The sequence below is a fragment of the Ruegeria sp. TM1040 genome, assembly GCF_000014065.1.
Classification (GTDB): Bacteria; Pseudomonadota; Alphaproteobacteria; order Rhodobacterales; family Rhodobacteraceae; genus Epibacterium.
Window position 1 is genome coordinate 180,001 of sequence record NC_008043.1, and the last position, 13,236, is coordinate 193,236.

General features: G+C 58.1%; 10 protein-coding genes (1 of these 10 only partly in view). 6 read left to right on the forward strand and 4 right to left on the reverse strand.

Translation table 11 applies throughout. The features are described from left to right. Window positions 1-438 carry the start of a LysR family transcriptional regulator gene (locus TM1040_RS01370; RefSeq protein WP_011536808.1) on the reverse strand. The gene continues 438 nt to the left of window position 1, outside the view, so 438 of the gene's 876 nt are visible here — the first part of the coding sequence; it begins with the start codon at window positions 436-438; the stop codon falls past the left edge of the window. A 96-nt stretch (window positions 439-534) separates the two neighbouring features. Here TM1040_RS01370 and TM1040_RS01375 point away from each other — a divergent pair, with 96 nt between their 5' ends. Then, complete coding sequence (locus TM1040_RS01375; RefSeq protein WP_011536809.1) at window positions 535-816, forward strand: DUF1330 domain-containing protein; 282 nt, start codon at window positions 535-537, stop codon at window positions 814-816. A 266-nt stretch (window positions 817-1,082) separates the two neighbouring features. Here TM1040_RS01375 and fdhF read toward each other — a convergent pair whose 3' ends face one another. The 3 genes from fdhF to TM1040_RS01390 form a co-directional block, all read right to left on the reverse strand. Beyond that, the gene (gene fdhF, locus TM1040_RS01380) at window positions 1,083-3,857 is read right to left on the reverse strand and encodes a formate dehydrogenase subunit alpha (RefSeq protein ID WP_011536810.1); all 2,775 of its coding nucleotides are present in this window, start codon (window positions 3,855-3,857) and stop codon (window positions 1,083-1,085) included. Window positions 3,858-3,860: 3 nt separating this feature from the next. Next, window positions 3,861-5,549, reverse strand: coding sequence for an NAD(P)H-dependent oxidoreductase subunit E (locus TM1040_RS01385; RefSeq protein WP_011536811.1), 1,689 nt, complete (start codon window positions 5,547-5,549; stop codon window positions 3,861-3,863). A 113-nt stretch (window positions 5,550-5,662) separates the two neighbouring features. After that, complete coding sequence (locus TM1040_RS01390; protein WP_044026442.1) at window positions 5,663-6,550, reverse strand: LysR family transcriptional regulator; 888 nt, start codon at window positions 6,548-6,550, stop codon at window positions 5,663-5,665. A 314-nt stretch (window positions 6,551-6,864) separates the two neighbouring features. Between TM1040_RS01390 and TM1040_RS01395 the strand changes: the two genes are divergently transcribed. The 5 genes from TM1040_RS01395 (at window position 6,865) to TM1040_RS01415 (ending at window position 13,065) form a co-directional block, all read left to right on the forward strand. Next, a complete protein-coding gene (locus TM1040_RS01395; protein ID WP_011536813.1) occupies window positions 6,865-7,434 on the forward strand; it encodes a PDC sensor domain-containing protein in 570 nt (189 codons plus the stop codon). A 41-nt stretch (window positions 7,435-7,475) separates the two neighbouring features. Then, window positions 7,476-9,320 carry a methyl-accepting chemotaxis protein gene (locus tag TM1040_RS01400; protein ID WP_011536814.1) on the forward strand — a complete coding sequence of 615 codons (1,845 nt, stop codon included), beginning with the start codon at window positions 7,476-7,478 and terminating at the stop codon, window positions 9,318-9,320. Window positions 9,321-10,066: 746 nt separating this feature from the next. Next, window positions 10,067-11,065: a TRAP transporter substrate-binding protein DctP gene (dctP, locus tag TM1040_RS01405; protein ID WP_011536815.1), complete on the forward strand. Its 999-nt coding sequence runs from the start codon at window positions 10,067-10,069 to the stop codon at window positions 11,063-11,065. Window positions 11,066-11,221: 156 nt separating this feature from the next. After that, a complete protein-coding gene (locus TM1040_RS01410) occupies window positions 11,222-11,779 on the forward strand; it encodes a TRAP transporter small permease (RefSeq protein WP_011536816.1) in 558 nt (185 codons plus the stop codon). Next, window positions 11,776-13,065: a TRAP transporter large permease gene (locus TM1040_RS01415; RefSeq protein WP_011536817.1), complete on the forward strand. Its 1,290-nt coding sequence runs from the start codon at window positions 11,776-11,778 to the stop codon at window positions 13,063-13,065. Before TM1040_RS01410 ends, TM1040_RS01415 begins: the two co-directional genes overlap by 4 nt. Window positions 13,066-13,236: the final 171 nt, after the last annotated feature.

Consider the following 13,236-nt stretch of genomic DNA (forward strand, 5'->3'; position numbering starts at 1 on the left):
GATCCGGATCGCCAAATCTGCCTCTCGTCTGTTCAGATCCAAGAGATCATTGCTGGCCTTCACCACAAGTTCGACCTCGGGGTAGAGGTCAATGAAGCGCTTCAAGACCGGGGCAAGCTGTGCCTGTATCAGGAGTTGCGGTGCAGTCAGGGTGAGACGCCCCGAGAGGGTCTGGTCCTTTCCAGTGACGCGCCGCAGCAACTGGTGTTCTTCCCTCTCCATACTCTCCGCAGCCACGGCCAAATCGCGCGCGAGCGGCATCGGCACATAGCCTTCGGGGTGGCGTTCAAACAAGGGTTGGCCCAATGCCTTCTCGGCGCGTGTCACCCTACGGGCAACGGTGGTGTAGGTCACACCCAGAGCGTCCCCTGCAGCAGCGAGTGTGCCACAGCGCACCAGAGCGAGAACCGTGCGCATATCATCCCAGTTTAACTGCATGCATGCGTTTTCGCATGACTCGAGTGCGAAAGCACGTGTTTTCGCATTTGCTCCCACGCCCCATGTTCTCCGTGTTCTACAAACAAGGAGACCAAAATGGTTTACGCCTATGCAAATATTATTGTCGCTAATGCTGACAGCCTCGCATCCTATCGCGAGAAAGCCGGAGATGCGCTCGCAAAACATGGAGGGCGGGTGGCGCAGGCAACGCCGCAACAGACCATTCTGGAGGGCGCGCGGGATGAAACCGGGCTTGGAGCGATCCTCGTGTTTGAAACAGTCGAAGGCGCAAAAGCCTGGATCAACGATCCCGCGCTCTCTGACGTGCATGCGCTTCGACGCGGCGCTGGACAAAGCACCATTACCCTGATGGCATAAACGCGTCAGGGTTGCGCATGTCTTCGATGCAGGTTCTGCCCTTGGGGGCGACACAAGCAGACATGGGCCGCTGCTTCGACCTAAAGCTGCAACACTGCATATGTGAAGATCTACGTCACCATCGATGCATGTGGCGGTTTCACTTGGCCCCATGGGCCGGCCACCCCTGCGCCTCGCCCATGTGCGTCCGTGCATCCCCACCAGAAAAAGCGGGCGCGGAGCCATAAGGTCCGCGCCCGCCATCATCAAAGATAAAGGGTGCACCGTCACTCGGCTGCGATCTGCCCTTCTGCCTTCTCAACCCGCACAGCCGAGAACTTGAACTCGGGGATCTTGCCGTAGGGATCGATTGCCGGGTTGGTCAGGATATTGGCCGCTGCCTCGACATAGGCAAAGGGCACAAAGACCATGTCTTCGGCCACCGCGCGGTCCGCACGAGCCATGATCTCGATCGAGCCGCGACGCGTGGACAGTCGAACCATCTCGCCCGGCTCAACCCCAAGGGTGCGCAGGGTACGCGGATGCAACGAACAGTTTGCCTCCGGCTCAACCGCATCCAACACAAGCGAGCGCCGCGTCATGGAGCCCGTATGCCAATGTTCGAGCTGACGCCCCGTGGTCATGATCATCGGGAAGTCCGCATCCGGGGCCTCATCCGGCGGGATCACCGAGGCAGGCGTAAATCTCGCCCGCCCCTCGGGGCGCGGGAAGCCATCGCCAAACACAATCGCCTGACCCGGGTCGGTCTCATGCAGCGAGGGATAGGTGATGGTCTCCACCTCCAGACGTTCCCAGGTGATATTGTCGAGCGACTTCATATTGAGTTTCATCTCGGCAAAAACCTCTGAAACATCACTATAGGCCCAAGGCAAACCGATCCGCTGTGCCAATTCTACGGTGATCTTCCAATCCTCGCGCGCCTCACCCGGAGGGGTGACGGCAGGCCGCACGCGCTGCACCTGACGGTTGGTATTGGACACCGTGCCGTTCTTTTCATAAAGGGTCGAGGCGGGCAGGATGATGTCGGCGAAATTCGCCGTCTCGGTCAGGAAAATATCCTGCACGATCATCAGGTCGAGCTTGGCAAAGGCCTCGCGCGCGTGATCGGCGTCAGGGTCGGACATGGCAGGGTTCTCGCCCTGAATGTACATGCCTTTGATATTGCCCGCATAAACCTGATCCACGATTTCTGTCACGGTGAGGCCCTTCTCATTGGAGAAATCGCCCCCACCCCAGACATCTGTAAAGCTGCGACGGACATCGTCAGAGGTGACAGTCTGGTAGTCCGGCAGGAACATCGGAATGAGACCCGCATCCGACGCACCCTGCACATTGTTCTGACCCCGCAAGGGGTGCAGGCCCGCACCGGGTTTACCGACATTGCCTGTCATCAAGGCCAGCGAGATCAGGCACCGCGAGTTGTCAGTGCCGTGAATGTGCTGGCTGACGCCCATGCCCCAGAAGATCATCCCCGCCTCGGCACCTGCAAAGGTCCGGGCCACACGGCGCAGCTGCTCTGGCTCGATGCCGCAGATTTCCGACATCTTTTCTGGCGTGAACTGGCGCAGGTGCTCTTTTTCAGCCTCCCAGTTTTCGGTCCAGCGGTGGATATACTGGCTGTCATAGAGCTCTTCTTCCACGATCACGTTCATGATCGCATTGAGCATCGACACATCGGCACCTGGACGGAACTGGAGCATCTCGTCCGCATATCGGCGCATGCCGACACCGCGCGGATCCATCACAATCAGCTTGCCACCGCGTTTGGTGAACTGCTTGAAATAGGTCGCAGCAACAGGGTGGTTCTCAATCGGGTTGGCGCCGATGATGATCGCTACATCCGCGTTCTCGATCTCGTTGAAGGTTGCGGTCACAGCCCCCGAGCCCACGTTCTCGATCAGTGCCGCCACAGAAGAGGCATGACACAGGCGGGTGCAGTGATCGACGTTGTTGTGCTTGAAGCCCTGACGAATAAACTTCTGGAAGAGATAGGCTTCTTCATTGGTGCATTTTGCCGACCCAAAACCTGCGACAGATTTGGGGTCTGCGTCCCGCAGCTTGATCAGACCTTTCGCGGCCAGATCCATCGCCTCATCCCAGCTTGCCTCGCGGAAGTGAGTCATCAGGTTCCCGGGATCGACATTCAGCCCTTTGTCCGGTGCATCCTCGCGACGGATCAGTGGTTTGGTGAGGCGGTGCGGATGGTGGATATAGTCAAAGCCGAAACGACCTTTCACGCAGAGACGGCCTTCGTTCGCGGGGCCATTGATGCCCTCGACATATTTGACCTTACCATCTTTCACCTTGAGCGAGACTTTGCAGCCGACCCCGCAGAAGGGGCAGACGCTTTCGGTTTCTGAATCAAAGTCCTTGCGATCGCCCACCTGGTTTTCATCCACCACGGTCGCGGGCATCAGTGCGCCCGTCGGGCAGGCCTGCACGCATTCGCCGCAGGCCACGCAGGAGGACTCGCCCATCGGGTCGGCAATATCAAAGGTCGGATAGGCATTGTGCCCCCGGCCCGCCATACCAATCACGTCGTTCACCTGCACTTCACGGCAGGCGCGCACGCAGAGCCCGCAAGAGATACAGGCATCAAGGTTTACGCTCATGGCGACATGGCTGTCATCCAAAAGCGGGATGTGCCCCTCTTCGAGCTTGGGAAAGCGCGACTCCGAAACCCCGTTCAACTCTGCCATATCCCACATATGCGAGGACTTATCATGCGCAACCTCCTGCGCGGGCTGATCCGCAACCAGCAGCTCCATCACCATCTTTCGCGCGTTTTCGGCGCGTGCATTGTTGGTGGTGACAACCATGCCCTCACTGGGCTCGCGAATGCAGGAGGCCGCAAGCGTGCGCTCGCCCTCGATCTCGACCATGCACGCGCGGCAATTGCCGTCGGGGCGATAGCCGGGCTGCGGCTTGTGGCAGAGATGCGGGATCTTGAGGCCGCGGCCATTGGCGACTTCCCAGATGGTCATGCCAGCGTCGGCGGTGACTTGCGCGCCGTCGAGCGTAAAGGTGATTTTATCGGACATCTCTCAGATCTCCTCGGGGAAGTGTTTCATTGTGAGGCGGATCGGGTTGGGCGCGGCTTGGCCCAGACCGCAGATGGAGGCATCCACCATGGTCTGACTGAGTTCCTCAAGAAGCGACTGATCCCATTTTTCGGCCTGCATCAGTTTCACGGCCTTTTCACAGCCCACCCGGCAGGGGGTGCATTGGCCACAGCTTTCATCCTCAAAGAACCGAAGCATATTGAGCGCCGCATCCCGCGCGGAATCCTGATCGGACAACACCACCACAGCGGCAGAGCCGATGAATGATCCATGTGGTTGTAGCGTGTCAAAATCGAGCGGAATATCATTCATATGTGCAGGCAACAAACCCGAAGACGGCCCGCCCGGCTGGTAGGCCTTGAACAAGTGGCCCTCGAGCATGCCACCCGCGGCTTCGATCACATCAAGGATGGTGGAGCCAGCAGGCAGCAGATGCACGCCCGGGTTCTGGACGCGACCGGAGACGGAATAGGACCTCAGCCCCTTGCGCCCGTTCTTCTCAACCGCGTTCAGACACTCTGGCCCTTCGCGATTGATTTTCGCGATCCAATACAACGTCTCGACATTGTGCACGAGGGTCGGCCGCCCAAAGATCCCCACTTGCGCCACAAAGGGCGGGCGGTGGCGCGGCTCGCCGCGTTTGCCCTCGATGGATTCGATCATCGCGGATTCTTCGCCGCAGATATAGGCCCCTGCCCCGCGACGCAGATCGATATAGCCTGCCTCCACGATGCCCGCTTCCTCGAGCGCGCGAATCTCGCGGCGCAGGATCTCCAGAACGGCCGGGTATTCGTCCCGCATATAGATGAAGGACCTCTCCGCCTCCACCGCCCAAGCCGCAATTAACATCCCCTCAAGGAAGAGATGTGGCGTGCGCTCAAGATAGTAGCGATCCTTGAAAGTCCCCGGCTCGCCTTCATCGCCATTCACGGCGAGATAGCGCGGCCCCTCATTGGCACGCACAAAACCCCATTTCTTGCCGGACGGGAAGCCTGCACCCCCAAGACCCCGCAGCCCTGCCGACAGAACTTTTTCTTGGACCGCTTCCCAATCGCCGCTCTCGCGCAGATCTTGCAAAACCGCATAGCCGCCCTCTGCGGCATAAGACTCATAGGTCTCGTAATCGGGGATGTGGGCGTGGGTGTCATCGCTCGCGATCGCTGTCTCGACCTTTGCCAGGGTGGCGTGGTCGATGTGGTTATGACCGATCTCGAGCACCGGCGCGGTATCGCACCGCCCCATGCAGGGAGCGCGCAAAACGCGGACCTGCGCGGGGTTCATACCGTCTTCCAGCGCCTTTTTCAGTTGCTCGGCGCCCGCAAGTTCGCAGGACAATGAATCACAGACCCGGATCGTCAGAGCAGGCGGCGGTGTCTCGCCTTCTTTGACCACATCGAAATGCGCATAAAAGCTGGCGACCTCGTAGATCTCCGCCTGACCGACCCGCATTTCCTCAGAGAGCGCGCGGATATGCGCTGCGGAAATATGGCCGAATTTGTCCTGAACCAGATGCAGGAACTCGATCAACAGATCGCGATCGCGGGGACGCGCGCCCAGAAGATCCAGGATCTCGGTATGCGCCTGATCGTCTAGCTGACGACCTTTTGGGGTTTTGCGCCCCTTGCCGCGTCCGGATTTCCAAACGCCAGATGTATTGTCCAGAGGTGCCATGGGTGTCTCCCGGTTCAGGTGCCGTAGGCCCGGGATCACACCCTCTACTTATTTGGTCAAATTCGAATGCGCGAAGGCGCAATCAGCGTTGCTTATGATGCAAACGCAGCGACCTAGAGTGGCCCCGCTGCGATCACAGCCTTGAGTGCCCGGATGGTCGTCAGTTCAGGCTGACGCTCGACAGAGGCCAGGCAAATCGGCCACGAGGGCTCGGGATCGACCAACCGCAATGTGCGTGTCCCTTGAAGTGGCCCCAAGGCTTCGACCAGGGCCTGAGGAAGGATGGTGGCCACCGACCCGGCCCGCGCCATCACCAGTGACGCCATAAAGCCACTGGACTCCGAAACGATCTCTGGTCGCAGATCGAGATCGGCAAAAATCCGGTCCAGAATACGCCGGTTCTGCATTTGCGGCTCCAGCAAACTCAACGGCAGCTGTGCCGCATTGCGCCACGACATCTGCGTCTCGTGTCCCGACAGCATCTGTTCGGAGGCAAAGACAACATAGGCCTCGTCGTAGAGATCCGTGACGCTCATGTCGTCGCGACCGACGCTGTCGCTGTAGGTCACCCCCACATCCAGCGTCCCATCATAGAGCCGCTGCTGAATGCTGAGCGAGGTGGTGACTTCGAGGCGCACGAAGACCCGAGGATGCGCCTGATGCATCCGATCCACAAGCTGCGCCGCGTAAGAGGTCGCCGTTGGCACAACCCCGATCACCAAAGTCCCGGTCACTTCGCCACGGGCGGCAGCAATTTCCTGATCAAGCGCCTTTGCGTCGTCGAGAATCCCACGCGCGCGCTCCACGATCATCTGGCCTTCCGCCGTGAGTCCCTGAAACCGATTGCCACGGCGCACAATCGAGAGTCCCAGCTTATCCTCGAGGCTGCGAATGCGCATCGAGAACGCGGGTTGCGACATATGGCACGCCTCAGCCGCCCTCGCGAAATGCTGGTGGCGCGCCAGGGCTGTTAACAATTGCAGATCTTTAAGTTCAATCATCCGCGCTTACTGGCCCTGTTTTGACTCGCACTGGCGATTTCAGAGGTCATAAATCACTCAAAATGTCACGTAATTTCGCATCCATAGACGCGCACATTGGCGCAGAAAATGCGCAAAGGCACAACCGACCGCTCAGGACAAGGGTACGTATCTCGTTGATACTATAGGTTAATCCCAACTGCCATTCTATCCTCGCGCTGCGACTGCCGAAGTGAGGCGCGCGCTTACGGTCAATTAATTGGCTGGTAAACTCTCTGCTTTACCCCATTAAACCATAATCTTCGCGGATGTCCCCGATATGAAGGAGTTAAATCGTGCGTCTCGTAACCACAGTTGCGGCCCTGCTCTTGGCCGTCCCGGCGATCGCTTCAGATGAGTTCACCCCGGCCCTTGAGGCCTACATGAACGATGAAATCATGAACTGGGCCAATGCCCCAGAGATCGTCGCGGCGATCAAGGCGCAAAATGATGCACACGCCGGCCTTACCCAGACTCAGATCGAGGAAATGGACCAGGCCTGGCGTGGTACGGTCGCTACGCCTCAGAATGACCCCATCGCACCAGTGCTCGAAAATCCGGTCGCAGACGCATTGCGCGCCCGTATCGATGCCTCCATGGGCGCCATGACGGAAATTTTCATCATGGATGAACACGGACTGAACGTAGCTGCCTCCGATGTCACCTCGGACATGTGGCAAGGGGACGAAGCAAAATTCCAGGACACCTATGGTAAGGGCGCAGGCAGCGTTCACATCAGCGGGGTCGAGCTCGATGAGTCCACACAGCGCTATCAGGGCCAAATCTCGGTCACGATTGTTGATCCGGAAACCGGATCTCCGATTGGCGCGATTACCGTGGGCGTTGACGCGGAAAGCCTTCTCTAAAGTCCAAACCTGACGGGTGCACTGAACGGATATGCAACACCATGGCGACCACTGAAATCAAATCTTCCGCCCTTAAGGGATGGTCCATTTTCACCAAGCTCAGCTTGTTGTTGGCAGCGGCAACGCTGGTGATCGTAACCTTCATCACCGTCGCAAACAAATTGATCATTGACCAAACCGTCCGGGAAGGTGTGCGTACCCTTGGTCAGAATGTCACCTATTCAGTCGCCTCGCGCAGCGGCGGGGCGATCCGTTTTGGCGATCAGGACAAGCTGCTCGCAGATTTGTCTTTGGTCATCGAAATGTCCGAAGGGCGCTCGCTGAACGGGATTGCGGTCAACGGGGACGGCAACCTGATTGCCTCCGCTGGCGACGCAGGTGAAGCGCAACTTGACCTGCTCTCCGAACTCGCTCTTGCGGCATTTGAGAGCAACGAGATGCAAGTGAGCGCCAATGGTGAAGCCTTTGCCGCTCCCGCCACCACCTCCAAAGGTGTCCCCGTTGGGGCGATTGCCATGACTTGGTCAAGCAAAGCAGCCATGATCGGCGCTCTTCAGCAACAAATGATTGCCTATGGCGCCGGTGCTGTGCTGTTTTTTGCGATGATGTTCATTGCCTCCATGGTCCTGCGCCGGATCGTCAGCGCTCCTTTGAAGGATCTCGGCACCAGCATCGTCGACATTGCCGCAGGGCAGTATGACAAGCCTGTCGAGTATCTGGAACGAGCGGATGAGGTGGGGCGCATCGCCCGAAATGTTGAAAACCTCAAGCAGCAGCTGGCCCTGGCACACGCCAAGGAAACAGAACGCGAAACCGCACAAGCCCATCAGAAACACGTCGTCGATGCCCTGAACAACGCGCTGAAAAGCATGTCTGACGGCGACCTTACCCAGGCGATTGATGATCCTTTTGCCGAGGAATACGAAACCCTGCGCCGCAACTTCAATACGACGCGAGCCACCATGGTCAGCATCATCGACTCCGTCATAGAGAGCAGCGAGCGCATTCGCTCAAGTGCGGAACAGATCAGCGTCTCGTCTGCTGACTTGTCTCAGCGCACCGAAAGCCAGGCTGCCACGCTTGAGGAAACCGCGGCCGCGATGGAAGAGCTCAACGGCAGCGTGCGCTCCGCAGCCGGTGGCGCGCGTGAAGTCGAAGGCATCATGGAAGAAACCCGTGCCACTGCCGAACAGAGCAGCAAGGTGGTTTCAGATGCAGTGGAAGCCATGTCCAACATTGAGGCCTCCTCGGTCAAGATCTCCAAGATTCTGACCATGATCGACGACATTGCATTCCAGACGAACCTCCTCGCGCTCAACGCAGGCGTCGAAGCCGCGCGCGCCGGCGAAGCAGGCCGTGGCTTTGCGGTTGTGGCCTCTGAGGTCCGCGCCCTCGCGCAACGGTCATCGGATGCCGCGCAAGAGATTAAGCACCTGATCGTCGAGAGCACGGAACAGGTTGGTGAAGGGGTGCGCCTTGTAGGCCGTACGGGTGAGGAGCTCGACAAGATCATCGGTCGTGTCGGGACGATCTCCGGTCACGTCAGCGGCATCGCAACCGGGGCAGAGGAACAGTCGACCACTTTGAACGAGATCAACACCGGCGTTTCGCAACTGGATCAGGTGACGCAACACAACGCGGCCATGGTTGAGGAAACGACCGCTGCGAGCCAGGTGTTGCGCAATGATGCCACGCAACTCGCGCGTGTCGTGGCGATCTTCAAGACCGGTGACACCAAGCGCAAATCCCAATCAGAACCTGAAGCCCCCACTGTGGCACAGGCAGATGTGTCGCATGCCTACGCGGCAGAAGAATCCCCCCAAGAGGCGCCCGCGGCAGACGCGCAGATTCTGCAGAAGAAAGCGGTGGGGTGGGAGGACTTCTAACCAAGCTGTATTTTGGCGAGGCGCGCGGCAATTGCACGCGCGCCCGGCTTTCCAAAATACACTCAGGCTCATCCCATCAAACTCTGCAATGACGGTGGAACAGGACCTCAAAGCGCCCCCGCAAAGGGGGCTTTTGCGTTCTGGGGTTGTCCTTTATCGCGCCCGGCGCCTCGAAGCCAACAGTCAAGTAAAAAACCAGCTGAAGCAGGTCAATCCTCAAAGAACCCGACCCTATCGAGCTCACTAACGCCTTCACAAAAGATCGATGCGCTCAGAGGTCAGGCGAGTGGGGCGAATCGAATACTTGCGTATCCAGTTGCCCGCTGGAACGCGCAAACCATTGTCTTTGCGATGTTAATCCCTGCATCAGGCTCACGCACAATCCAACAGCTCCAGCGTAGCCCGCGCGACATTGTATCGAATGAACCACCTGGCTTTGCTTCTCCTGCTTGCATCCGCGCCCCCGCTTTGTGGAGTACGGACCAATGAAATCAAAGCCTTAGTTGAATTTTCACATTTCTGAATTCGAAATACTGGATTTTGGATACTTTATAAGTATAAGACAAGCGGATGCCGGGAGGGAGGAGGCCGGGCGCAATGAAGATCTGGTTCTCAAGTTCCAATGCCGCACTTCGCGCTGCCAATGCCTGCGGGATGCGCCCTGAGGACTACCTAGAACCTGCCAAACCACATCCCCACCCCGCCGGACTTAAAAACCAAAGACCTCACAACATGGAGAACGAGGAATGAACGTGTTTTTGAAAGCCGTGGCCGTCGGCACGATGGCCCTCCACCTTGCCACGCCGGCCTTCGCCGACGACATCAAGCTGCGCTTTGCAGGCGTGTTCCCCATCGACCATCAAGGCACAAAGATGATGGAACAGGTCGCTGCAGAGGTGAACGCAGCGAATGTTGGTCTCGACATGACGGTTTTTCCCGCCAGCCAGCTCGGCTCCGGTGAAGCCCTGTTCGAAGACGTTGCGCGCGGCAACATCGATTTTGCATCGGCTTTCATTTACTCCGATACGGATCCCCGTCTGGAATTCCTGAACATGCCGTTCCTTGTCAGCAGCTATGATGACATGGACCGCGTCCTGCGCGACATGGATTCAGATTACAATCGCATCCTGCAGGACATTACCGCCGAATATGGTGTGCGCGTGATGGCCGCGAACCCCGAGGGCTTTGTCGGCATCGTGGCCTCCAAGGAGCCCGACAACTGGAACACCTTCGACGACAAAGGCATGAACATCCGCGTCTGGTCGTCAAACGCTGTAAAGGCCACCGTCGAGTCCCTCGGCTATCGTGCGACCACAATGGCATGGGGTGACATCTTCCCGGCGCTTCAGTCCGGCATCGTCGACGGCGCGATCTGCTGCACAAAAACCGCGACATACTCGATCTTTGCTAAATCCGACGTCGGCAGCCACTTCATCGAGTATAACTCTTTGCTGGAACAGACATTCTACTATGGCTCCGAGCGCACCCTCGCCAAGCTGAACGACGAGCAGCGCGACGTCATTCAAGCTGCGATGAGCAAAGCCTCGGCCGACTTCTTCGCCTACAACCGCGAAAACGACGCAGCCTTCGGTCAAAAGCTGATCGACAGCGGCTACACCATTTTGAAGCTCAACGACGAGGATCAACAGGCGATGGCCGAGTATGTGCGCAAAACCATCTGGCCGACAATGGAAAGCGCAGTCGGCAAAGACGTCATCGATCGCGTGCTGGCGGCTGTTCAATAATCACTTAATTCCGGGGCAGCCATTGCGGCTGCCCCGCTCTGCGATCGTGCAGGAACCAGTCACATGGCGTGCTGAGACGTAGAGTGGGAGAGATGCCCGCCTGCTGCAATCCAGCTTTGGCACCAGTCAACTTGCACGCAACAAGAGGGAGGGGAAATGACGCGTATTACGGATGAGTTGCCACGTGTCATCGGAGTACCGATGAACTGGGCAATGGTCTTGATGAAGTTTCTCGTCGTATTTTCCGGCGCGATGATGGCCTTGACCTTTGGCTTGGTCGTGGTGGTGAGATATGGATTTGGCGGCGATCTCTTCGCATATGAAGAATGGTTGCTAGCGATCAGCATCGTGGGCTTTTTTGCTGGGGCAGTCCTGGCCTCGGAACGCAAGCTGCACATCAACGCTGATATCCTCGAAGTCGTATTCAAAAGCCCCCGGCTGATCTGGTGGCGCGGGTTTGCGGTTCTTCTGATCGAACTCTTGGTCACGCTCTTCATCGTTTACGCCTGCTATGCGTCACTGGCGGATGACTTCTCCTTTCCACGCCTGCGCGCGACGCCCGCGTTGCGCATCCCATTTGTCTCCTGGCGCATTGCCATCATGATCGCCTTTGGCTTCATGGCAATGTTTTCGGCGGCTTATCTCTATGTGCACATCCGTAAAGGCCTCGGCCTCCCGCTCAAATCAGACCGTCAGGAGGAGGCGCCGTCATGATCATAATCGGAAGTCTCGTCATCGTGTGCGCCATGCTCCTATTGGGAGTCAGTGTCTTTGTGGCCTTTGGCGCGGTGTTGATGTTCATCGCGGTCTTTGGCGATCAGTCCATCACCGGCTATCTTCCAACCGGGGCGACGGGTCTGCGGTCATTGGTGTTGCTCGCCATTCCGCTCTTTATGATTGCAGGCGGCGTGATGGAGCGCGGGCGGATCGCAGCCCCCCTCGTGGCCATCGCAGAGATGTTTGTCGGCCACCTCAAGGGCGGACTGAGCGCGGCCGCCGTCATGGCCTGTGGCATCTTCGGCTCCATCGCGGGCAGTGCCAACTCAACGCTGACCTGCATTGGTGGCATCATGCTGCCGCATCTGAAAAAGGCGAACTACCCCGAAGGCAAATCCGCAGCGCTCCTTGTGGCGGCAAGCCCACTGGGCCTTCTGATCCCGCCAAGTGCCAACCACATCCTCTATGGCTGGGTGGCGCAACAGCACGTTTTGAAATGCTTTTTGTCGACGGTCATCCCGGCCTTCATCCTGATCACGCTGCTGATCATCACCAACCATTTCATGTTGCGCAAACATGACGACATCAAGCTCTCTGCCCCACCCTCCCCGTTTTTCCCGGCGCTCAGGGCCCAGGGACGTGTCGCCGGCCCGGCGCTGATGATGCCGATCATCATTCTTGGCGGTATCTACGGCGGGATCATGACGCCGACCGAGGCTGCGGGCATCGCCGTTGTCTATGCGATCCCGGTTGCGATCTACTTCTATCGCGGCTTGACGTGGAAGGGTTTGATCGAAACGTTTCAGAAGTCGGGGATCACGATTGGCGTCGTTATGATCATGATCTTCATGGTCCTCATAGTCTCTGACAACCTCATTGCACAGGGCGCACCGCAGATTGCGCAGCAGATGGTCTACTCGGTCTCTGACAATCCCATTGTGATCTTGCTGATGATCAATGTGGTCATGATCCTGATCGGGATGCTGATGGACGATATTTCGGGACTGCTGCTGTCGACACCAATCCTGTTGCCAATCGCGCAAAGCGTGGGCATGGATCCGATCCATTTTGCGGCCGTGATCGGCGTTAATCTGGGTATGGCCAATATCACGCCGCCGACCGCACCGCTGTTGTATCTGGGCGCTCAGGTCTCGGAGACGCCGGTTGCAAAGATGCTCATACCCACGCTGATGTTCATCATCTTTGCTTGGTTGCCGACCCTGATGCTCACGACCTTTGTGCCCTCGGTTGCACTTTGGCTGCCGGAACTCCTACTGGGCTAAACACACCACTCCTTCAGATTGCCGTTTACCCGAGAGCCGACGATTTCTGTCGGCTCTCGGGTGGTGCCCGCTGCCAGAACTTGGACGATAGAGAAAATTCCACACGGAGTTACAAAACAGATTGGATTTTGGATACAAAATGCGGTAAGTCAATTGTGCAAGGGCGCGGGC

Bases quoted from the DNA above. Each gene is read 5' to 3' on its own strand.
- TM1040_RS01375 (WP_011536809.1), top strand. From the start codon at position 535: ATGGTTTACGCCTATGCAAATATTATTGTCGCTAATGCTGACAGCCTC.
- fdhF (WP_011536810.1), bottom strand. From the start codon at position 3,857: ATGTCCGATAAAATCACCTTTACGCTCGACGGCGCGCAAGTCACCGCC.
- TM1040_RS01385 (WP_011536811.1), bottom strand. From the start codon at position 5,549: ATGGCACCTCTGGACAATACATCTGGCGTTTGGAAATCCGGACGCGGC.
- TM1040_RS01390 (WP_044026442.1), bottom strand. From the start codon at position 6,550: ATGATTGAACTTAAAGATCTGCAATTGTTAACAGCCCTGGCGCGCCAC.
- TM1040_RS01400 (WP_011536814.1), top strand. From the start codon at position 7,476: ATGGCGACCACTGAAATCAAATCTTCCGCCCTTAAGGGATGGTCCATT.
- dctP (WP_011536815.1), top strand. From the start codon at position 10,067: ATGAACGTGTTTTTGAAAGCCGTGGCCGTCGGCACGATGGCCCTCCAC.
- TM1040_RS01410 (WP_011536816.1), top strand. From the start codon at position 11,222: ATGACGCGTATTACGGATGAGTTGCCACGTGTCATCGGAGTACCGATG.
- TM1040_RS01415 (WP_011536817.1), top strand. From the start codon at position 11,776: ATGATCATAATCGGAAGTCTCGTCATCGTGTGCGCCATGCTCCTATTG.